The 21,932-nt window shown below is 64.4% G+C and carries 18 protein-coding genes and 1 pseudogene; 11 read left to right on the top strand and 8 right to left on the bottom strand.

Annotation, left to right across the window (positions count from 1 at the left end; genetic code table 11):
• Positions 1–148: 148 nt before the first annotated feature.
• The 6 genes from ASF66_RS14805 to ASF66_RS14780 all read left to right on the top strand — a co-directional run bounded on the left by ASF66_RS14805 (position 149) and on the right by ASF66_RS14780 (position 7,348).
• A complete protein-coding gene (locus tag ASF66_RS14805; RefSeq protein WP_056844392.1) occupies positions 149–757 on the top strand; it encodes a YqiA/YcfP family alpha/beta fold hydrolase in 609 nt (202 codons plus the stop codon).
• Positions 758–792: 35 nt separating this feature from the next.
• Positions 793–2,697 carry a DNA topoisomerase IV subunit B gene (gene parE, locus ASF66_RS14800; protein ID WP_043191207.1) on the top strand — a complete coding sequence of 635 codons (1,905 nt, stop codon included), beginning with the start codon at positions 793–795 and terminating at the stop codon, positions 2,695–2,697.
• Positions 2,655–3,692 carry an esterase-like activity of phytase family protein gene (locus ASF66_RS14795; protein WP_082484683.1) on the top strand — a complete coding sequence of 346 codons (1,038 nt, stop codon included), beginning with the start codon at positions 2,655–2,657 and terminating at the stop codon, positions 3,690–3,692. Before parE ends, ASF66_RS14795 begins: the two co-directional genes overlap by 43 nt.
• On the top strand, positions 3,689–4,213 hold the full coding sequence (locus ASF66_RS14790) for a retropepsin-like aspartic protease family protein (protein ID WP_043191202.1): 525 nt from the start codon (positions 3,689–3,691) through the stop codon (positions 4,211–4,213). The genes ASF66_RS14795 and ASF66_RS14790 overlap by 4 nt, the downstream gene beginning before the upstream one ends.
• A 7-nt stretch (positions 4,214–4,220) precedes the next feature.
• Entirely contained in the window at positions 4,221–6,476 is a 2,256-nt protein-coding gene (gene parC, locus ASF66_RS14785; RefSeq protein ID WP_056844390.1) for a DNA topoisomerase IV subunit A, read from the top strand.
• A 170-nt stretch (positions 6,477–6,646) separates the two neighbouring features.
• Positions 6,647–7,348, top strand: coding sequence for a PqiC family protein (locus ASF66_RS14780; protein WP_177331303.1), 702 nt, complete (start codon positions 6,647–6,649; stop codon positions 7,346–7,348).
• A gap of 64 nt (positions 7,349–7,412) precedes the next feature.
• Here the strand turns inward: ASF66_RS14780 and ASF66_RS14775 are convergent, their stop codons facing one another.
• Entirely contained in the window at positions 7,413–8,912 is a 1,500-nt protein-coding gene (locus tag ASF66_RS14775) for a HAMP domain-containing protein (RefSeq protein WP_049862060.1), read from the bottom strand.
• Between the two features lie 255 nt (positions 8,913–9,167).
• On the opposite strand from ASF66_RS14775, the pseudogene serB reads away from it, so the two are divergent.
• Positions 9,168–10,055: pseudogene (serB, locus tag ASF66_RS14770) on the top strand (phosphoserine phosphatase SerB); the annotation flags it as partial.
• A 12-nt stretch (positions 10,056–10,067) separates the two neighbouring features.
• On the opposite strand, the gene ASF66_RS14765 reads toward serB, so the two are convergent.
• The 4 genes from ASF66_RS14765 to ASF66_RS14750 form a co-directional block, all read right to left on the bottom strand.
• Positions 10,068–11,849 (bottom strand): hypothetical protein, encoded by a 1,782-nt coding sequence (locus tag ASF66_RS14765; protein ID WP_056844387.1) that lies wholly within the window; start codon positions 11,847–11,849, stop codon positions 10,068–10,070.
• A 164-nt stretch (positions 11,850–12,013) separates the two neighbouring features.
• A complete protein-coding gene (gene asd / locus ASF66_RS14760; protein ID WP_056844386.1) occupies positions 12,014–12,913 on the bottom strand; it encodes an archaetidylserine decarboxylase in 900 nt (299 codons plus the stop codon).
• 9 nt (positions 12,914–12,922) lie between these two features.
• On the bottom strand, positions 12,923–13,738 hold the full coding sequence (locus ASF66_RS14755; RefSeq protein WP_056844385.1) for a rhodanese-like domain-containing protein: 816 nt from the start codon (positions 13,736–13,738) through the stop codon (positions 12,923–12,925).
• Positions 13,739–13,781: 43 nt separating this feature from the next.
• Entirely contained in the window at positions 13,782–15,302 is a 1,521-nt protein-coding gene (locus tag ASF66_RS14750) for an HDOD domain-containing protein (protein ID WP_236707112.1), read from the bottom strand.
• Positions 15,303–15,471: 169 nt separating this feature from the next.
• Between ASF66_RS14750 and motA the strand changes: the two genes are divergently transcribed.
• Both motA and motB read left to right on the top strand, forming a co-directional pair.
• Complete coding sequence (gene motA, locus ASF66_RS14745) at positions 15,472–16,323, top strand: flagellar motor stator protein MotA (RefSeq protein ID WP_049862054.1); 852 nt, start codon at positions 15,472–15,474, stop codon at positions 16,321–16,323.
• Positions 16,324–16,326: 3 nt separating this feature from the next.
• Positions 16,327–17,352, top strand: a complete 1,026-nt coding sequence (gene motB / locus ASF66_RS14740) for a flagellar motor protein MotB (protein WP_056844383.1) — start codon at positions 16,327–16,329, stop codon at positions 17,350–17,352.
• Between the two features lie 12 nt (positions 17,353–17,364).
• Here motB and ASF66_RS14735 read toward each other — a convergent pair whose 3' ends face one another.
• Complete coding sequence (locus ASF66_RS14735; RefSeq protein WP_056844382.1) at positions 17,365–17,832, bottom strand: toll/interleukin-1 receptor domain-containing protein; 468 nt, start codon at positions 17,830–17,832, stop codon at positions 17,365–17,367.
• 184 nt (positions 17,833–18,016) lie between these two features.
• A complete protein-coding gene (locus ASF66_RS14730; RefSeq protein WP_056844599.1) occupies positions 18,017–19,192 on the bottom strand; it encodes an aspartate aminotransferase family protein in 1,176 nt (391 codons plus the stop codon).
• A gap of 99 nt (positions 19,193–19,291) precedes the next feature.
• Between ASF66_RS14730 and ASF66_RS14725 the strand changes: the two genes are divergently transcribed.
• Positions 19,292–20,212 carry a LysR family transcriptional regulator gene (locus ASF66_RS14725; protein WP_056844381.1) on the top strand — a complete coding sequence of 307 codons (921 nt, stop codon included), beginning with the start codon at positions 19,292–19,294 and terminating at the stop codon, positions 20,210–20,212.
• On the opposite strand, the gene rsgA is transcribed toward ASF66_RS14725, so the two are convergent.
• The gene (rsgA, locus tag ASF66_RS14720) at positions 20,206–21,237 is read right to left on the bottom strand and encodes a small ribosomal subunit biogenesis GTPase RsgA (protein ID WP_049862050.1); all 1,032 of its coding nucleotides are present in this window, start codon (positions 21,235–21,237) and stop codon (positions 20,206–20,208) included. The genes ASF66_RS14725 and rsgA overlap by 7 nt on opposite strands.
• A gap of 96 nt (positions 21,238–21,333) precedes the next feature.
• Here rsgA and orn point away from each other — a divergent pair, with 96 nt between their 5' ends.
• Entirely contained in the window at positions 21,334–21,876 is a 543-nt protein-coding gene (gene orn / locus ASF66_RS14715) for an oligoribonuclease (protein ID WP_056844380.1), read from the top strand.
• The last annotated feature ends 56 nt before the right edge of the window (positions 21,877–21,932 follow it).

Here is a 21,932-nt window from a genome sequence, read left to right as displayed (position 1 = left end):
TCGTGCCAGGATTGTGGCTTGCCGGAGCGGAGCGGGCGGCAAGCCTTCTGTTCACGAAGGCCGCACCGCCCATATACCGACGCACCAACACCCCAACAGCATCCCCGACAAGGTAAACTGCGCGCCATCTCTATGCCCGGAGGCCCCCATGCCCGGTTCGATCCTCTACATTCATGGTCTGAACAGCTCGCCGGATTCGCAGAAAGCCCGCCAGTTGAGCGCGCTGATGCAACGCATCGGCCTGGCTGATCAACTGCGCGCGCCCGCCTTGCACCACCATCCGCGCCAGGCCATCGCCCAACTCGAAGCGGCACTGGCGCAGCTCGACGCACCCTTGCTGGTGGGAAGCTCACTGGGCGGCTACTATGCGACACACCTGGCCCAGCGCTTTGGCCTCAAGGCAGTGCTGATCAACCCGGTGGTCAACCCGCACCGCCTGTTCGATGGCTACCTGGGCGAACAGACCAACCATTACACGGGCGAGCGCTGGCAGCTGACCCACGACCACGTCACGGCACTGGCCGAGCTGGAAGTGCCGGCCCCTGCGGACCGCGAGCGGCTTCAGGTGTGGCTGCAGACCGGCGACGAGACCCTCGACTATCGCCAAGCGGCGGCCTTCTACCAAGCTTGCAGCGTGCACATCGAAAACGGCGGCGACCACGGCTTCCAGGGCTTTGCGCAGAAGTTGCCGGCGCTGCTGGCATTCGCCGGCATCGACGGCGAGCGCCTGGATGGCATCGACCTTGCCCAGCTTTGACCACTCATTTCACGAACGACTGACGACGAGACCCCATGGCCAATCCCAGCGCTAGCTCCTATAACGCAGACGCCATCGAAGTCCTCTCGGGCCTCGACCCGGTGCGCAAGCGCCCGGGCATGTACACCGACACCAGTCGGCCCAACCACCTGGCCCAGGAAGTCATCGACAACAGTGTCGACGAAGCCCTGGCGGGCCACGCACGGTCGATCCAGGTCATCCTGCACGCCGATCACTCCCTGGAAGTGTCCGACGACGGCCGCGGCATGCCTGTGGACATTCACCCGGAGGAAGGCGTCAGCGGCGTCGAGCTGATCCTCACCAAACTGCACGCTGGCGGCAAGTTCTCCAACAAGAACTACCAGTTCTCCGGCGGCCTGCACGGGGTCGGTATCTCCGTGGTCAACGCCCTGTCCAATCAGGTGCGGGTCAGGGTCAAGCGCGACGGCAACGAGTATCAGATGACCTTCGCCGATGGCTTCAAGGCCACCGATCTGGAAGTCATCGGTACGGTCGGCAAGCGCAACACCGGCACCAGCGTGTACTTCGCTCCGGACCCGAAATACTTCGATTCGCCCAAGTTTTCCGTCAGCCGCCTCAAGCATGTGCTCAAGGCCAAGGCGGTGCTCTGTCCCGGCCTGCTGGTCAGCTTCGAGGACAAGGGCAGCGGCGAGAAGGTCGAGTGGCATTATGAAGACGGCCTGCGTTCGTACCTGATCGATGCGGTCACCGAGTTCGCCCGTCTGCCGGACGAGCCGTTCTGCGGCAGCCTGGCGGGCAACAAGGAAGCCGTGGACTGGGCGCTGCTGTGGTTGCCCGAAGGCGGCGACAGCGTTCAGGAAAGCTACGTCAACCTGATTCCGACGGCCCAGGGCGGTACCCACGTCAACGGCCTGCGCCAGGGCTTGCTCGATGCCATGCGCGAGTTCTGCGAGTTCCGCAACCTGCTGCCTCGCGGGCTGAAGCTGGCGCCCGAAGACATCTGGGAGCGCATCGCCTTCGTCCTGTCGATGAAGATGCAGGATGCGCAGTTCTCCGGCCAGACCAAGGAGCGGTTGTCTTCGCGCGAGGCAGCAGCGTTCGTGTCCGGCGTGGTCAAGGACGCCTTCAGCCTGTGGCTCAACGCGCATCCTGAATTGGGCATGCAGCTGGCCGAGCTGGCGATCAGCAACGCCGGGCGCCGCCTCAAGGCGAGCAAGAAAGTCGAGCGCAAGCGCATCACCCAAGGCCCGGCATTGCCCGGCAAGCTGGCCGACTGTGCCGGCCAGGACCCGGCCCGCTCCGAGCTGTTCCTGGTCGAAGGTGACTCGGCAGGTGGCTCGGCCAAACAGGCGCGGGACAAGGAATTCCAGGCGATCCTGCCGTTGCGCGGCAAGATCCTCAACACCTGGGAAGTGGACGGCAGCGAGGTCCTGGCCAGCCAGGAAGTGCACAACATCGCCGTAGCCATCGGGGTCGATCCCGGTGCCGCTGATATCAGCCAGCTGCGCTACGGCAAGGTGTGCATCCTCGCCGACGCCGACTCCGACGGCCTGCACATCGCGACCCTGCTCTGCGCGCTGTTCGTCCAGCACTTCCGTCCCCTGGTGGACGCCGGGCACGTCTATGTCGCCATGCCGCCGCTGTACCGCATCGACCTGGGCAAGGAGATCTTCTATGCCCTGGACGAAGCCGAGCGCGATGGCATCCTCGACCGCCTGGTCGCCGAAAAGAAACGCGGCAAGCCGCAGGTCACGCGCTTCAAGGGCCTGGGGGAGATGAACCCACCGCAGCTGCGCGAAACCACCATGGACCCCAACACCCGTCGCCTGGTGCAACTGACCCTGGACGACTTCGCCGGCACCACCGAGATCATGGACATGCTGTTGGCCAAGAAACGTGCGGGTGACCGCAAGGCATGGCTCGAGTCCAAGGGCAATCTGGCCGAGGTGCTGGCTTGATCGCAGCGCTGCTGACAGCCCTGTTCGCCCTGGCCCTGCCGACGCTGGCCGAGGCGTCGGCGCAGCCCGCTGTGCCCGAGTTGACCCTGATCGGCGAGCATGCGGTCGATGGCATGCCCACGGGCAATCTGTCCGGTCTGGCGCTGTGCGGCAAGGCGTTGTGGGCCGTGTCCGACCGCGAAGACGGGACGGTCTATCGCCTCGATACCTCGACGCCCGTCTGGCAGGCCAGGGCGGTGACGTTCAAGGCACCGCCGGTCCCGCCCAGCGGGCTGCCCGCTCGTCTGCGCATGAGCAGTTGGGCCGCGTCTTTCGTGCGCGGCGGCGATCTGGATTTCGAAGGCATCAGCTGTGATGCCCAAGGCAACCAATACCTGGTCAGCGAAGCCCACGTCGCGGTCTTGCAGATTCCCGTGTCAGGCGAGCCGAAATGGTTGCCTCTGGATCCGACGCTGGTCAGTCAGGCGCGCGCCAGCCACTTGCTGTTGCACTTCAATGCCCTGTTCGAAGGGCTGACCGTCAACCCGGCCGGCGACCGCCTGTGGCTGGCCGCCGAACGTCAGCAGCGCGGTCTGTTGGCTGTTCGCAAGCGGCCGGTGAGCTGGAGCTGCGAGGGGCGTTGCGTGCTGCTCGCCGAAGGCGGTGCGGAAACGCTGCCGGTGCAGGTGCCTCGCACCAGGACCATGCCGCGCGACTTCGCTGACCTGGCCTACTTCGACGGCAAGCTGTTCACCCTGGAACGCAATGCCTACCGCATCTGCCGCCGAGACGCCGATACGGCGAAGCGGGAACGTTGCTGGTCGTTCGCCGCCGAAGCCCTGTTGCCCGCGCGCCGCTATGATGCGCCCTACGGCCTGACCGAAGCGCTGAGCGTGGAAGCCGACGGCGCCTGGATCGGCACCGACAACAACCAATGGGCCCGCGCCGATGGCGAACGCCGTCCGGTGGTCTGGCGCTTCGCGGCCCCGGCCGGTGGCTGGAGTGCGGCACCATGAGCCAGGCGGCACCCGGCAAGCGGGCGGGCAAACTGCTGATGCTGCTGGCCTGGGCCGCGGCGTTGTACCTGGCCACGCAGTTCTTCGGCGACTGGGAACAGCGTCGGGAAAATCCCAATGCCGTGCCGGTGTCCCAGCACGGCGACGGCTATGTGGAAGTGCAGCTGGCCGGCAATGGCCAGGGACACTTCGTCAGTGGCGGCTTCATCAACGGCCAGCCGGTGCAGTTCATGCTCGACACCGGCGCCACCGATGTGGCGATGCCCGAAGCCGTGGCGCGCAAGCTTGAATTGACGCGCGGGGCGCCGGTGCTGCTCACCACCGCCAACGGCAAGACCCAAGGCTACCGCACCGAGATCGCCAGCCTGCAGCTGGGCGACATCCGCCTGAGCAATGTCCGCGCCCTCGTGGTGCCGGGCTTCGAAGGCAACCAGGTGCTGCTGGGCATGAGCGCTCTGAAACAACTTGAATTCACTCAGCGCGGCGGCAACTTGCTGCTGCGCCAGACCACGAAACGATGAGGCTTGCATGAGCGACTCCCTCGATCTCAGTCTCGACGGCGTAGAACGCCGGTCCCTGGCTGACTTCACCGAACAGGCCTACCTCAACTACTCCATGTACGTGATCATGGACCGCGCCTTGCCGCACATCGGCGATGGCCTCAAGCCGGTCCAGCGACGCATCGTCTATGCCATGAGCGAGTTGGGGCTCGACGCCGACGCCAAGCACAAGAAATCCGCGCGCACCGTGGGTGACGTGCTCGGCAAATTCCATCCCCATGGCGACTCGGCCTGCTACGAGGCCATGGTGTTGATGGCGCAGCCGTTCAGCTATCGCTACACCCTGGTCGATGGCCAGGGCAACTGGGGGGCGCCGGACGATCCCAAGTCCTTCGCTGCCATGCGCTACACCGAAGCGCGCCTGTCGCGCTATTCCGAAGTGCTGCTCACCGAGCTGGGCCAGGGCACTGCGGACTGGGTGCCGAACTTCGACGGCACCCTGGACGAGCCTGCGGTGCTGCCAGCGCGCTTGCCCAACATCCTGCTCAACGGCACCACCGGCATTGCCGTGGGCATGGCCACCGACGTGCCGCCGCACAACCTGCGCGAAGTGGCCAGCGCCTGCGTCCGCCTGCTCGACGAGCCCAAGGCCACGGTCGAGCAGCTGTGCGAGCACATCCAGGGTCCGGATTACCCGACCGAAGCGGAAATCATCACGCCGCGTGCCGAACTGCTGAAGATCTACCAGACCGGCCGCGGTTCGGTGCGCATGCGCGCGGTGTATCGTCTGGAAGACGGCGACGTGGTCGTCACCGCTCTGCCGCACCAGGTGTCCGGTGCCAAGGTGCTGGAGCAGATCGCTGCGCAGATGCAGGCCAAGAAGCTGCCGATGGTGGCCGACCTGCGTGACGAATCCGACCACGAGCACCCGTGCCGCATCGTCATCATTCCACGCTCCAATCGGGTAGAAGTCGACGAACTGATGCAGCATCTGTTCGCCACCACGGATCTGGAGTCGACCTACCGGGTCAACGTCAACATCATCGGCCTCGACGGCCGCCCGCAGCTGAAGAACCTGCGCGCGTTGCTGGTCGAGTGGCTGGAGTTCCGCGTCAACACCGTGCGCCGCCGCCTGCAGTTCCGCCTGGACAAGGTTGAGCGCCGCCTGCACCTGTTGGACGGCTTGCTGATTGCCTTCCTCAACCTGGACGAAGTGATCCACATCATCCGCACAGAGGACCATCCCAAGGCACGCCTGATCGAGCGTTTCGCGCTGACCGAGATCCAGGCCGACTACATTCTCGATACGCGCCTGCGCCAGCTCGCGCGTCTGGAAGAAATGAAGATCCGTGGCGAACAGGAAGAACTGGCCAAGGAACGCGCCAAGCTGCAGGCCCTTTTGGGCAGCGAGGCCAAGCTGAAGAAACTGGTGCGTGCCGAGCTGATCAAGGACGCCGAAACCTATGGCGACGCTCGCCGCTCGCCGATCGTGGCGCGCAGCGAAGCCCGTGCGCTGTCGGAAAACGAGCTGATGCCCACCGAGCCAGTGACGGTAGTGCTGTCCGAGAAGGGCTGGGTGCGCTGTGGCAAAGGTCACGACATCGATGCCACCGGGCTGTCCTACAAGGCCGGTGACGGCTACAAGACGGCAGCCACCGGGCGCTCGAATCAGTTCGCGGTGTTCATCGACTCCACCGGGCGCAGCTACTCGGTGGCTGCCCATACGCTGCCCTCGGCCCGTGGCCAGGGCGAGCCGCTGACAGGCCGCCTGACGCCGCCACCGGGTGCGACGTTCGAATGCGTGATGCTGCCCGACGACGACGCGCTGTATGTCATCGCGTCGGACGCCGGCTACGGTTTCGTGGTCAAGGGCGAAGACCTGCAAGCCAAGAACAAGGCCGGCAAGGCGCTGCTCAGCCTGCCCAAGGGCGCCAAGGTGATCAACCCCCGCGCCGTGCCGGACCGTGAGCAGAACTGGCTGGCCGCCGTGACCACCGAAGGACGCCTGCTGGTGTTCAAGATCAGCGACCTGCCGCAGTTGGGCAAGGGCAAGGGCAACAAGATCATCGGCATTCCCGGTGATCGAGTGGCCAGCCGTGAAGAATTCGTCACCGATCTAGCGGTCGTTGCCGAAGGCTCGACCCTGGTTCTGCAGGCGGGCAAACGCACGCTGTCGCTCAAGCCCGACGACCTGGAGCACTACCGTGGCGAGCGTGGCCGCCGCGGCAACAAGCTGCCTCGCGGTTTCCAGCGCGTCGACGCTCTGGTCGTGGAAAACCCCTGACTGCCAACCGCGTGCGGACGGCGGCATGGCTGCCGTTCGACGCAAGCACTGGAGTCAGGGCGCGGATTCACGGATGATAGGCCCTTTCGCGGCGCCGCCAAGCGGCAGCGCCCAGACGACTCGGTCAAGTATTGCTGCGGTTGCCGTGTGGCAGCCGCCTGGATGAAATGATGAAACTGTTGCGTCTTCCCGTGATTTTATTGCTCGGCGGCGTGCTGGGACTGGCCGGATGCAGCACGCATCAACCCGTGGCCTTGTACCAGCTCGACAGCGGCAACCCCGGCCTGCCCAAGGAAAGCCGCGGCATGGCCGTGCTGCTGGGGCCGGTGTCGGTGGCCGACTACCTGCAGCGCGAAACGCTGCTGCAGCGCCAGGCCGACGGTAGCCTGAGAGCGTCCACCGATGGCCGCTGGGCCGGCAGCCTTTCCGCCGACATCGACCAACTGCTGCTGCGCCAGATGGCCTGGCGCCTGGACAGCCAGCGCGTGGTACTGGCGCCTACGCCCGCCAACTTCACGCCCGATGCTCAGGTGCTGCTGTCGATCACCCGGCTCGATTCAGGCAGCCGACAGCCTGCGATCCTGGATGCCCAGTGGCGCGTCCTGGACCGTCGCGGACAAGTGCGCGACAACCGCATCGTTCACCTCGAAGAAAAGCACGACGGCGGCACCGCCGCTCAAGTCCAGGCGCAAGGGGTGCTGTTGCAGCGTCTGGCTGCACAGTTGACCGCGGCGCTCAAACCGCTGGCCAACCAGCCCGCACTGATCGAAGAGCGCAAGCCAGCGCCGGCGCAGGTGCGCCGGGAAGAAGAAAAACCACAGATTCCGCTGGCTACCCCCATCCGTACCGACCTGGAAGTGTTCCGCTTCTAGAGCGACACCCAACAAAAAGCCCGCATCCAGTGCGGGCTTTTTTTGTTGCGCAGTGATCAGCCAGTCAGCCGATGCGTGCCAACTGCCGTTCCAGCAGCGACGGGTAGGGCTCCAGCAGGCGTTCGACGCAGCAGGCGCCTTCGGGGCTGGCGATCGAGCGGATGCGCGCGCGCTGGCGGATCAGCGGGTCTTCGCCGATCTCGCGTACCACCAGCAACAGGTTGCGGCTGTGCTGCGAGAGCGCCAGTGCATCCTGCGCCGATTCGGTCAGCAGCAGGTCGATGGAGTTCAGGCCATGGACCTCGTCGCTGAGCACCAGACCCAACTGCAATTGCAGGGTGATACCGCTGTCGGCGACCTGGATCTGCAAGGCATGACCCAGGGCGCGCAACAGTTCGCCACAGCAGATCGCATTGGTCAGGTAGTCATCGCCGCTGGTTTCGCTGTGGAACAGCATCAAGGTGCTGCCATCCTGGAGCATGTGCACTTCGCTCTCATAGAGCGAGGCGGCCTGCTGCAGGCAGTCGTGGTAGCGCTCCAGCAACTCTGCCAGGCGAGCCTTGGGCAGGCGCCGCAGTTGTTCCTGAGCACCCAGCTGCACCGCCAGCACGGCGCTGTCGGTGTGCACCTTGGCCACGGCAGTGACGGGTTGTTTGATCACCGCCACCGGAGTTTCGCGCAGATCCGCGAACGGATCGTCGCCGAAGTCTTCCTCGTCCTCGTCGGCCTGGATCTGACGCATGACCGGTTTCGCTGGCTTTGCGGCCAACGGCGGGAATGGGCCGGGCTTGCTGGCGGTGCGCACGGGCAAGGCTGGCTGCGGCTCATCGTCTTCGTCGATGTCGTCGGGTTCGACTTCGGGCTCACGGGGCTCTGGAGCCAACTGCGCGTGCAGCTGGCGCGCCAGATCGCCGATCTCGTCGGTGCGCTGGGTCGCCGGCGTGTACTCGTCGGGGTTGCGCAGCCAGACCCGCAACTGCAGCAGCGGCGTCGAGATGTAGCGACCCAGGCGCAGGCTCAGCGCCAACGCAAGCACCAGCAGGATCCCGGCCAGCACGCCCATGCTCTGCAGGCTGATGGTCAGCGGCTGCTGGAACTGATTCATGTCCAGGCTGATGCGAAGCTGTCCGGCCAGGGCGTCCTGGAAGTTGATCTTGGTCTCGTACAGCCCCTGGCTTTGCCCAAGCAGGCCACTTTTGGGGCGCTGGCCGGCTTCGGCAAGGATGCGGTTGTCCGGGCTGAAGATCGCCGCGTGTGCCACCAGTGGGTTTTTCACCAGGTTGTTGAGCAGCACGTTGAGGCTGAGGATGTCGTTGGACACCAGCAGCTCGGTGGCGGACGTGGCCGTCTGCGTGGTCAGGCTCTGGCCCACCGCATCGGCTTGCTCGTGCATGGCCTGCTTGAACTGCAGACCCATCACGCAGGCGTAGATCACCAAGGCGATGGCAACCAGCACGATGTTGGTGAACGCGATGCGCAAAGCCAGCGGCACTCGACGGTGGCGCACGGCTCGGAAGATCAGCAGGAAGAAGTTGTCGGTTTTGACTGGCGTAGGCCGGTTCACTGAGCGCGGCTCTTTGTCCGTGAAGTTGGCGCGCAGTATAACGACCGCCCTCCGAGCGGCAAAGCGCTGCCTGTGCCCGATGGTCACTGAAAGTGGTTAGAATGCGTTTTTTTTCATGAAACGGGGTGCCTCTTGCGCGAAATCGTCCTGATCAACATCACCGCTCAGGAGCAGTCGGGCATCGTCGATGCACTGGGCGACGCCCTGACCGCCGAGACCACCTTCAGCACCGCCCAGCACGCTGAGCCGGCAGACCACGTGGTCAGCGTGATGGGGCGCCAGGTCGGCTACCCGGCGCTGCGGCAGGTGATCACGCTGCTGGCCGAGCATGGCTTGTCGCTTTCGAGCCTGGAGCGCCTGTCAGCGGCCACGGGTGGCAATGCCTGTTTCGAGCTGTGCCTGCATGGCCCGTTGGAGCAGCCACTGCCATTGCGTGCCCAAGTACTCGAACTCAGCGCCGCGCTGGGTCTGGACATCGTCTACCAGCCCGAGTCGGCACAGCGCCGCCATCCGCGCCTGGCTGTGTTCGACATGGATTCGACACTGATCGAAGCCGAGGTGATCGACGAACTGGCCAAGGCGGCCGGCATCGGCGAGCGTGTCGCGGCGATCACCGAACAGGCCATGCGCGGCGATATCGATTTTCGCGCCAGCTTCAAGGCCCGCCTGGCGTTGCTCGACGGCCTCGACGTTGCGGTACTCGATGACATCGGTGCGCAACTGCGCCTGAGCGAAGGCGCGGAGCGCCTGTTCGCCGAACTCAATCGCATGGGGGTGAAAACCGCCATTCTGTCCGGCGGCTTCACCTATTTCGCCAAGCAGTTGCAGAAGCGTCTGGGCATCACTTATGTCTTCGCCAACGAACTGCAGGTGGTCGACGGTAAATGCACCGGAGTGGCGGTCGAGCCTATCGTCGACGCCCAACGCAAAGCCGACCTGCTGCAGCAGTTGGCCCGTGAGCACGGTATCGACTTAAGGGAAACCATCGCAGTGGGTGACGGGGCCAACGACCTGGCCATGCTGGCCATTGCAGGGCTGGGCGTGGCGTTCCGTGCCAAGCCGCTGGTCCGCCAGTCGGCGCGTCAGGCCATCAGTGTGCTGGGGCTGGATGCGGTGCTGTACCTGCTCGGTCGCCGCGACTGAGCAGCGATTCGTCTACAGATCTTTCCAGAGCGAAGCGAAGTCTTCTTCGGGCGCAACATCTTCGGCACCGGTCGACGTTGGTTTGGCCACTTCCAGCAGGTGGTATTCGAACTGATTGAAACTGCCGGTGCCGGCCATTCGCGTGCCCAGGCCCGCAGGCTGTTCCTCACCCTGGTTGTTGATGATGACCTTGTTGCCTTCCTGAAAAGGCATGCGCGGGGCGAGCAGGGAGGCAGGAATGTCGATGGCGCGTATCTCCGGTAGCAGCAGGCCGCGCAGGAACTGGCTGTTCTGCTCGCTGACGCGCACCAATTGCAGGCCGCACGGCTGGGCGTGCGGTGCCACCAGCTCGATGCCCATCTGCGTGCCGCCACTGCGCACCTGCCGAATCCAGCGCACCACGGCCACGCTCCAGCCCTGGGCCTGAGTGTCCTGGATGCCGACCATCTCACCGGCCTGCAGTTGCGGCGGAACCTCCTTGGGCCACGCCAGGCAGTAGCCACCGGGGCTGTGATTGACGATCTGCAGGGCATAGGTCGGGAAGTGCTGATCGTGATTGGAGGCACTGCCAGCGCTGCTGCCGTCGCCGCGCGGCAGGTCGTACTGGATCTCCTCGTAGTCGCCGTGGCGATCGCCCTCGGTCGGCCTGCTCCACGATTGCGTGGCAGCGCCTGGTACGAACTGTGCGCTCTGCGAAGGGCCAGGGCGCTTGAGGATCTCGCTGAAGGAGCGCTCGCCGCCAATGTAGTAATGCAGCGCGCTCATGCCAATGCACAGACTCAGGTTGCCTTGGCCGGGCGTTCGGGTAAAAGTGCGTTCCGCCACATCGCCCCAGGCCGCGGCTACGTGCTGGAGCAGATCGATACTGAAGTTGCTGGGGATCAGGCGCGACTGCGCGCGCTGCTCGACCGGCAAGTCCAGGTAGGCCTTGATGGCCTGAACCAGGTCGCTCGGGTCGAGCCCGATCAGGTGCGGCAGTTGGTCGTCGCCATACAGGGTCTTGTAGCGGGGCCCGCTGTCTTCACCGGGCGCTATGGCGAACAGGCTCGAAGCCAGGCTGGCCGGCTGCACACGGACCAGTGGGCTCCACGCATCCAGCACTTCGGCCAGACGCAGGATCGCCTGTTGACGCATCTGGTTGCAGCGAGAGCTGCCCAGCAGCAACGAGGCCGCGTAGCTTTGCTGAACGGTCGAGCTACGGCCTGGAGGAATCAACGGATCGTTGATGGAAAGATTCTGCAACTGATGCGCCAGGGCTGCCTGATACAACTGGTGCAACTCCAGCCACACCCCATCGGGCACCGGACAGTACAGCAGACTGGCGCGCAACACAGGCCCGTTCAGGCAGTGCAGGGCACGCTGTGCAGCGGTGGCCAGAAGGATGGCCCGCTCCTTGGCAACACGATCCTTGGTAGCGGTTGCGGAAATACGCAGCACGATCTGCTTGTAACCGATCGCCAGATGGTTCTGCAGGGCCTGGCACAGGTTGGCGACCTTGCGCGACCGTTCGTCGAGCACGATGGACTGGTTGAGGAAGTGTCGTTCCAGATGCTTGCAGACGAAATAGACCTCGGGCCTGAGCAGCTCGAGCAGTTGCAGGCGATTGTCGCTGGGCGTGAGCAGTTGGTTGAGCTCGCCCAGGCCCTGGTACAGCAACCGGGCAGTTTCCCCCAGATTGGCCTTGGGCAGCGTGGCAATCCAGCGTTTGAGGTCGCGCGGGGTCGCTTCGCAGAAGGTCAGGCTCAACTGCGATGGCGTCGGAGCGCGCAACAACAGATGGGGGCGTGGCGACATCGGTCGTTTCCTGGTTCGACTCAGGTCATCGTGCGACAGCGTGAACGATGACGAAAGACAGGCCATTCATTTGGCCGTATGCGAAGACTCTAACAGCATTGGATAACGGTCGCAGCCTCGATGTCGCCAAGGCTGCGCCGTGCCAGCCGCAAGCGGCTCAGATATCAGACAACAGTTGCAGGTGTCGCTGGCGCCACGTCCTGCGCAATGGCCGCGCGCCCCAGGCCTTGCCCCATGTTCACGGGTGACAGGTTGGCCAGGTGGTGAGCCCACTCGACCTGTTCCGGGCCGAACAGCATGACCACGGTCGAACCCAGTTTGAAACGGCCCATCTCGGCGCCTTTTTCCAGATGGATCGGCGCCCGTGCCGCCTCGTCGTAGCGAAAGGTCTTGAGTTCGCGCTTGGGCGGCGTTACCAGACCGGCCCAGACGGTTTCGATCGAGGCGACGATCATCGCGCCCACCAGCACCATGGCCATCGGCCCGCGCTCGGTGTCGAAGATGCACACCACGCGCTCGTTGCGCGCGAACAGCTCGGGGACGTTCTCGGCGGTGGTCTGGTTGACCGAGAAGATACGCCCTGGCACGTAGATCATTTCGCGCAGGGTGCCGGCCAGCGGCATGTGCACTCGATGGTAGTCACGTGGCGACAGGTAGATGGTGGCGAACTTGCCCCCCATGAAGGGCGCTGCGTTGGCAGGATCGCCGCCCAGCAGTTCGAGCACGCTGAAGCTGTGGCCCTTGGCCTGGAAGATGCGGCCGTGTTCGATGGTACCCAGCTGACTGACGGCTCCGTCGGCTGGGGAGAGGATCGCACCGGGCGTTGGGTCCAGTGGGCGTGCGTCGGGTTTCAGGGCGCGGGTGAAGAACGCGTTGAAATTCTCGTAGGCGCTCAGGTCCTCGACCTCGGCCAGGGACATGTCGACATCGTAGCGCTTGGCGAACCAGCGGGTGAACGCATCCTTGAACCAGCGCGAACGACATTCGGCCACACAGCCGGCCAGGCGCGAGAGCAGGTGATGGGGCAGCAGGTACTGACTGATGATGAACAAGCGATCTTTCATTGAGTGTCCTTAAACTTCGATAGGGGTGTCGGGGTGGTTGCCCCATTCGCCCCAGGAACCGGCATAGCCCTTGACGCGTGGATAGCCCAGCGCCTTGGCCACCAGATAGGTGAAACCAGAGCGGTGATGTGTCTGGCAGTGCGTGATGATTTCCTTGTCGGCGGTGATACCCAGGCCATCGAGCAGCGGTGCGACGTCGCTGCGAATGCGCAACTGACGCGCCGGATCCATGGCCGCGGTCCACTCCAGGTTGATTGCGCCGGGAATGTGCCCTGCCTTGGCTGCCAGCACCTTTTCACCGGTGTATTCCAGCGGGCCGCGGGCATCCCAGATGGCCAGGTCGGCGGCGCCCAGACGGCTCTGCAGATACTCGCGGGTGGCGATGGGCTCGTGGTGCAGGGTGAGCGCTACCGGGCCGCCTGCGCTGGTCGGTGTATCCTGGCTCAGCGGCAGGCCGGCGGCCTCCCAGGCCAGGATGCCGCCGTCGAGGTAGTGATAGCGTTCATGGCCGATGACGTCGAGCAGCCAGATGAAGCGTCCGGCCCAGCCGCCGCCTTCGTCGTCGTAGACCACGTATGTCGCCTGGGGCGTATGCCCCAGCTCGCCGAACAGCTGTTCCAGGGACGACAATCCAGGCAGCAGCCCCGGCGCCGGCGGCTGGCCCAGCTGGGTACGCTTGGGATCGACGAAATGCGCCCCGCGAATGTGCCCGGACGCGTAGCGTGCTGCGCTGGTCAAGTCGACCACGATCAGGTTGGCGGCATCGAGCCGGGCGTTCAGCTCATCGGGCTCGATCACCAGGGGCAGGCCGGAAAAGTCAGGCATTCGGGTCTCCAGACGAAACGGAACGGCGATTGTAGCGCAAGCCTCAGCGGCTGCGGTTGGTAAAGGTGTCCAGGGCGCGCTCGATGCACTGCGCGCTCTTGCCGAAGCCCTGCACGCTGATCTCGGAGAACGGGCGCCCGCCCTGGTCGGCCACCAGCAGTGTATGCACTCGCCCATCGACACCCAGCGAGCGCAGCAGCAGGTGCTCACCGCGGAACAGCGCGCGCAGGGTCGCCGGCAACAGGGCCTGCAACTGCGCGCTGTTGGCGGTGCCCATGCGCAGTTGGGTCGGTTGCGCGAGCAGTCGCTGCAGCAGGCCGTTGTGCTCGATGCCCAGGCTCAGCGCCGCGACTTCCTTGGGCAGCCCGGCGCTCTGGTGCACGCGCAGGCTGCCGTGATTGCGGTCGACCATCAGCAGCAGCACGCGCTGCATGCCGCATGCCAGCAGGGCATCGCGCGCGCAAGTGGTCAGGTGCAAGGCATTGTTGAACGGGGTCGGCGTGGTCAGCAGTTGCGTACACAGTTGCCGCCAGTGCGCCAGCGCCTCTTCGCTCGGTGCCGGGGCTGGATCGGTGTCGGGCGCCGGACCCTTGTGTGGTGGCGGCCACAGCAGGTTGCGTGCCGGATGCCACAGGTCGGCGGCGCAGTGCACCCGCGCACTGTGCACCGCGTGTTGATGGACCTGCTGCTGAACCTGTTCCAGCGGCACTTGCAGGTACAGGCAGCTCAGGTACTGCCAGCGCTGCAGGTGGGGTGTGAACCAGCCCTGTTGCGCAGCCAGGGCCAGGCCGTTGGCCATCAGAATGGTGTTGGCGGGCTGGTTCAACCAGCGCCGCAACGCCGGCTCGTCGTCCAACTGCTGTTGCTGGCGCAAGCGATGCTGATTGTCGCGGGCAATGTGCAGCGCTTGCACCAGCGCCCGACGTTCCGCCAGCAGCAGCCGATAGCCATGCAGCACCCAGGCGGGCAGGCGCCATTTCTGCGCCAGTGCCTGACACAGCACCAGCAACGGCACACCGAACAGCTCCTGCTCGACCTTGGCCGCCGCTTCGCCTTCACCGGTGACGCGCCGCTGCCATTCATCGAGCAGCTCGGGGTAGGTCGCCGCCAACGGCCACAGCGGCGAAAGAAACAGCAGGCTGCCCCAGTGGATTTCCTGCCACAGCCGCGCCAGCCTTGCGGCGAACAGACCATTGGCCTGCTGGCTGGCATGCTGGCTGATCATCTGCAGTTGGCGCAAGGTCAGGGGCATCTGCTGCGGCTCCTGGGCCGGCAGGCGCATCAGCAACTCTTCGGCCCGCGACAGGCCCAGCCGGTTCAGTGCCACTTCAAGGCTTTCCGCCGGCTCCGCCAGGCTGTTGCTGGCATGCCGGTTGGCCTCGCGCATCACGCTCAGGACCAGCGCCGGACTGTGTTGCATCAGGTCGGCGATGTCGCGCAGCGAACGGCGTCGATCCTTGATCGCAGCGCGAACCTTGTCGTGGTACAGCTTGGGAATGGGCAGACGCACGCCGTCGAGCAGTGCGAGCCAGGTGTCTAGAGTTTGGGGCTTGGCGTTGGACACTATGCTTATCCTGATGCATGCCTGAATGCAGGCCGACTACACGAACGGACCAAACTGGCTTTTGAAAACCGCTGCCTATAGTCTGGCGCAGTTCTGCCGATAAGGAGAACAACAGATTCCACACCACCTTTTTCGTCCTTGAACCCGACTTCTGAAGTGTTTTTTATCCATGGCTAAAATCATTGGCATCATTGTCGTGTTCGCGAGCGTGCTGGGCGGATACGTTCTTTCACATGGTCAATTGGCCGCCCTGGTCCAACCCTTCGAGGTCATGATCATCGGCGGTGCGGCCTTGGGCGCGTTTCTGCAGGCCAACCCCGGCAGCACCACCATGATCGTGCTGAAGAAGTCTTTGAAGATGTTCAAGTCGCGCTTCAGCCATGCCTACTATCTGGAAGTGCTGAGCCTGCTGTTCGAGATTCTCAACAAGAGTCGTCGCGAGGGCATGATGTCCATCGAGGCCGACATCGAAGACGTCGCCGCCAGCCCGATCTTCGCCAAGTACCCCACCATCCTCAAGGACGAGCAGATGATCGCGTTCATCTGCGATTACCTGCGCATCATGTCGTCGGGCAACATGGCGCCGCACGAACTCGAAGGCCTGTTCGACATGGAGCTGCTGAGCATGAAGGAAGAGCTCGAGCATCCGTCCCACGCTGTGACCGGTATCGCCGATGCGCTGCCCGGTTTCGGTATCGTTGCGGCGGTATTGGGCATCGTGGTGACCATGGCGTCGCTGGGTGACGGCGACAAGGCGGCGATCGGTGGTCACGTCGGCGCTGCACTGGTCGGTACCTTCCTGGGGATCCTGGCGGCCTACGGTTTCTTCGGCCCGCTGGCGACCTGCCTGGGCCACGATGCCAAGGAAGAGCTGAACGTCTACGAAGCCATCAAGGCGTCGCTGGTGGCTTCGGCGTCTGGCATGCCGCCGTCGCTGGCCGTGGAGTTCGGGCGCAAGGTGCTGTACCCGGCGCACCGCCCAAGCTTCGCCGAACTCGAACAAGCCGTACGCGGTCGCTGAGTCATGGAAAACAACCAGCCTATCATCGTCAAGCGGGTCAAGCGCTTTGGCGGCGGCCACCACGGTGGCGCCTGGAAGATCGCTTTCGCCGACTTCGCGACGGCGATGATGGCGTTTTTCCTGGTGCTCTGGCTGTTGTCCAACGCCACACCCGAGCAGAAGATCGCCATTGCCGGTTACTTCAAGGACCCGATCGGCTTCTCCGAAAGCGGCACGCCCTATGTCATCGACCTGGGCGGCTCTCCGCAGCTCTCGCCCGAGAAAACCCTGAATCCGGACGTCGAGGTCTCGCCGCCCAAGCCGGAAACCTCGAATCAGGTGGAAGCCGAACAGGCCCAGCAAATAGCCGAACAGGTTGAAAAGGAACGCCTGGAACTGCTGTTGCAGGAGCTGCAGAACAAGGTCGACGAAAATCCCCAGCTGCAGAAATTCAAGGACCAGATCCTTTTCGAAATCACGCAGGACGGCTTGCGTATCCAGATCACCGATGCCGAGAACCGGCCGATGTTCGACTTGGGCAGTGCGCGGCTCAAGCCTTATTTCGAGGACATCCTGCTGGCCATGGCCGACACCATCAAGGCGGTGCCGAACAAGATCAGTATCAGCGGCCATACCGATGCCAAGCCCTACGCCGGCAGTGCGGCGGGCGGCTTCGGCAACTGGGAGCTCTCCTCCAACCGCGCCAATGCCGCGCGTCGGGCCCTGGTGGCGGGCAGCTATCCGGAGGATCAGATCGCTCGCGTGGTCGGCTATGGTTCATCGTCGCTGTTCGACCGCAAGGATCCGCTGAACTCCATCAATCGCCGCATCGACATCGTGGTGCTGACCAAAAAGGCCCAGCGCGACATCGAAGGTGATCAGCCGGCATTGGAAGCGCCCAAGCCCGGTACGGCACCCGGTGCTGCGCCACCAGGCGCTTCGATCGGCGACCCCAGCGCACCGGTGCAGCCGCGCGAACTGCGGCAGCGCCTGAACCTGTTCGAAGACGGCTCGGCCAAGCTCGTCGAGCCGGGCAAGCCTGCGCCCTGAGACGAAAAGCCGTTAGAAACCCCGGCCAATGCGTTCGCGCAGGCCCCTGTGGATATCTCGCGCTTGCACCGGCAGCGGCGTCTCGCGCTGGCCGGCCGGCAGGCGCATGGCCGCTTCGCGGTGATAGGCCTCGATGAGGAAGTCCAATTGCTGCGGGCGCGTCAGGGTCGGCCAATGCGCCAGGTATTCGGGCAGTGGCTGATCGCCCAGCCGATACAGGCACAGGCGCCGGTCCCACGAGGTGACCTCGCCAATGCAGAACGGTATCCACCAGCGCCGCGCGCTGCAGTGCGAGATCATCAGGATCACATGGGTGCAGTCGCGGATGTGCGCAGTGAGCGTTTCGGTGACGTGCAGCGTGGTCAACGAATCGAAGTCCATCACGTCCATGCCCACCTCGATCCCGGCCCTGCGCAAGTATTTCCTGACCCGCAAGGCCTGGGGCAGATCGGCATGTCGATAGCCAATGAACACGCTCATCGCCCAGGTCCGCCGGCAATGAATTGAGCAAGTCGCAGGCAAGCAACGGGCAGGTGGGACATGGAAAGCCTTCATCGTGGGTGTTGAAGGCTGAAAGATTGTTCAATGCCGTTTAAGCGGCAAGGGATGTCATCGAAAAGAGACAAGCCCTACTGCTGCCGGTAATTATCCTTACAGACGAAGCCTATAGCTTCTGCACCAGCGCACGCACGGTGCCGACGATGCGCTCCACTTCGGCACGGTTCAGGGTCAGGGGTGGCAGCAGCCGAATGGTGGTGCCCCGGGTCACGTTGATCAGCAGGCCATGCTCTTCTGCGGCCCGCTGCATCAGTTCGCGGCAGGGCCGGTCCAGCTCCACACCGATCATCAGGCCCAGGCCCCGGACGGCTTTGACGGCAGGCATGCTTCCCACTTCGCTACGCAGCTGTTCGAGCAGCGCGTGCCCCTGGCGCGCGGCGTTATCCAGCAGTTGCTCGCGCTCGATGATGTCGAGCACCGTACAACCGACCCGGCACGCCAGGGGGTTGCCGCCAAAGGTGCTGCCATGGCCTCCGGGCTGGAACAGGCGGCCCACGGTCGCGGTGGCCAGACAGGCACCGATCGGAATGCCATTGGCCAAGGCCTTGGCCAGAGTGACCACATCGGGCTGGATGTCGGCATGCTGGTAGGCAAACCACTGACCAGTGCGGCCGATGCCGGTCTGAATCTCATCGAGCATCAACAACCAGCCGTGGCTGTCGCAATGCTCGCGCAGGGCCCGCAGGTAGGATGTCGAGGCGACGTGCACACCGCTTTCGCCCTGGATCGGCTCGAGCAGCACCGCCGCGATGCGCTGGCCGAACGCCTGGGTGACAGTGGCCAGCGCATCCAGGTCGCCGAAGGGAATCCTGATGCAGTCTCCAGGCAGTTGGCCCAGGCCGGCGCTCAGGTGCGCGCCGTCACTGGCCGCCAGGGTGGCCAGGGTGCGGCCGTGAAAGGCGTTGTCCATGACCACCACCAGGGGCTTGGCGATACCGCGGCTATGGCCGTGCAGACGGGCCAGCTTCAACGCGGTCTCGTTCGCCTCCGCGCCGGAATTGTTGAAGAACGCCAAGGCGAGCCCGGACTTCTCGGCCAGCTTCGCGCCCAGCCGCTGTTGCCAGTCGATGGCGTACAGGTTGGAGGTGTGCAGCAACAGCCCGGCCTGCTCGACGATGGCGGCCACCACCTCCGGATGGCTATGCCCCACGTTGGTCACCGCCACCCCGGCCAGCGCATCGAGGTACTCGCGACCGGCGATATCCCACAGGCGAGTGCCGCGACCATGGCTGAACGTCAGCGGCAACGGTTGATAGGTGGGCATCAGGTGGCTTGCGCTCATCATGGAAGTCTCGGCGGTAAAATGAATGCGCAGTATTCCTTTCAACCCCAGGTGGATAAATGGCGTTAAGCTGGATGCACCTTTCACCCGGAGTTGATAATGGACCTGTTCCAGGCGATGCAGGTGTACGTAAAAGTGGTGGAGCTGGGCACCATGACTGCAGCGGCCAAGGCGTGCGATCTGTCCACGACCATGGTCAGCAACCACTTGCAGGCACTGGAGCGGCGTCTGGGTGTGAGCCTGTTGCTGCGCACCACGCGCCGCCAGCAGGTGACCGACGCCGGGCAGGCCTACTATCAGCGTTGTCTTGAGGTGCTGGGGCTGGTCGCCGATTCGGAGCGCTGGGCCGAACGCGCCCAAGGCACCGCGCAGGGACTGTTACGCATCACTGCGCCACCGACCTTCGGCGCCGAGTGCCTGACCCCTGCACTGGCGGGATTTCTCCAGCGTTATCCACAGATCAGTGTCAGTCTCAGCCTCAGTGACCAGGTACACGACATGCTCGACGGTCAGTTCGACGCCGCACTACGGCTGGGCAATCTCGAACCCTCGACCTTGATCGCCCGTCCGCTGGACGACTATCGATTGAGTATCTGTGCGTCCCCGGACTACTTGCGTCGCCATGGCACGCCTTGCGATCCCGAGGAGTTGACTGCGCATGAGTGCCTGCAATTCATGTACAACCCGGGCGATGAGTGGCGCGGGACGCAGAAACGCTGGTCCATGCAGGGGCCGGATGGATCGATTGGCGTCGAGGTGCAAGGGCGACTGGTCACCAACAGCAGCGCGGGACTGCGTCAGGCCGCCCTGGCGGGCATGGGCCTGGTCATGCTCCCTGATGTGCTGGTGCGCCGCGACCTGGAAGAGGGCAAGCTGGTCCAGGTGCTGGCTCGATACGCACTGCCCGGCAGACCCATGCACCTGCTTTATCCACAGGCGCGCTACCGTTCGCCGAAACTGCGCGCCTTCGTGGACTACATCGTCCAGGCGCTGGGGCCGCAGGACACGACCGGTCAGTAGGTGTCCTGGGTCAGGCTGGCGATGATCGAGCGGTAGCTGTTCATGCGCTGTTGCTGCACCCGGCCATCTTCCAACGCCCCGAGCAGGGCGCAACCCGGTTCGCGGTCGTGCTTGCAGTCGCGGAAACGGCAGGTGCCCAGCAGGTCGGCGAACTCGATGAAGCCGGCCTCGACATCCGCCCGGCTGACGTGGCCCAGGCCGAATTCGCGGATACCGGGTGAGTCGATCAATTCGCCGCCGCCCGGGAAGTGAAACAAGCGCGCGGTAGTGGTGGTGTGCGTGCCCTGGCCGGACCATTCCGACAGCGCACCCACCCGCGCCTGCACTTCGGGCAGCAGGCTGTTGACCAACGACGACTTGCCCACCCCCGACTGACCGACGAACACGCTGATATGGCCGTCCAGACGTGCCTGCAACTGCTGCATGCCATCGCCTTGATGCGCCGATACTTCCAGCAACGGATAACCCAACTGCCGATAGACCGCCAGCAGCGCGTTGAGCGCGGGCGCGTTCTGCTCGTCGATCAGGTCGGCCTTGTTCAGCAGCAACAGGGGATGGATGCCGGCGTGTTCGGCGGCCACCAGGTAGCGGTCGATCAGGTTGGCATGGGGTTCGGGCATGGGCGCGAACACGATGACGATCAGATCGACGTTGGCCGCGACCGGCTTGAGCTGCCCGCGGCTGTCGGGACGGCACAGTTCGGTGCTGCGCGGCAGCTGCGCGACGATGACCCCGATGCCTTGGTTGCCGGCGCGCCAGACCACCTTGTCGCCGGTGACCAGCGAGGGCAGGTTGGCCCTAAGATAGCAACGGCAGACCTGACCGGCGTGCTCGCCTTCCAGTGCCTCGACTTCCACCTGAACACCGAAGTGGGCGATGACCAGACCCGTCTGCTCTGGGCCCAGATCGCCGCCTTCGAGGGTCTCCAGGGCCTGGGACTCGCGCTTGGCGGCGCGTGCGGCGCGCTCGCCCTGGATTTTTTCGATGCGCCAGTTCTGGCGGCGGTTCAGTTGGCGTTTGGCCATGTGTGTTCCGTGTAAATGAGTTCAAGCGTGAACGAAGGCGGGATACTAGCACGCCCGGCTACGCTAGACTGCGCAGCTACGCCGAGGAGACCCCCAATGCAGAACCCACAGAACCTGATCTGGATCGACCTGGAAATGACCGGCCTGGACCCGGATCATGATGTCATCATCGAAATGGCCACCATCGTCACCGACAGCGACCTCAATACCCTGGCCGAAGGCCCGGTCATCGCCATCCACCAGAGCGACGAGATCCTAGCCGGCATGGACGAGTGGAACACCCGCCAGCACGGCGGCTCGGGCCTGACCCAGCGGGTCCGCGAGAGCACCGTCAGCATGGCCGATGCGCAGGCGCAGACCATTGCCTTCCTCGAGCAATGGGTGCCCAAGGGCAAGTCGCCGATCTGCGGCAACAGCATCTGCCAGGATCGCCGCTTCCTCTACCGCCACATGCGTGAGCTGGAAAACTACTTCCACTACCGCAACCTGGACGTCTCGACCCTCAAGGAACTGGCCGCGCGCTGGGCCCCCGAGGTCAAGGACAGCTTCAAGAAGGGCAGCACCCACCTGGCCCTGGACGACATCCGCGAATCGATCGCCGAACTGCAGCACTACCGCAAGCACTTCATCAAGTTCTGACGCCGGAAAACCCTGCAGCGGAAACGAAGCGGGCAGCGATCCCTCTGCCCGCGAAG

The organism is Pseudomonas sp. Leaf129 (genome assembly GCF_001423465.1).
In the GTDB taxonomy this organism is placed as follows: Bacteria; Pseudomonadota; Gammaproteobacteria; order Pseudomonadales; family Pseudomonadaceae; genus Aquipseudomonas; species Aquipseudomonas coleopterorum.
This window is presented reverse-complemented; position numbering and strand designations above follow the sequence as displayed.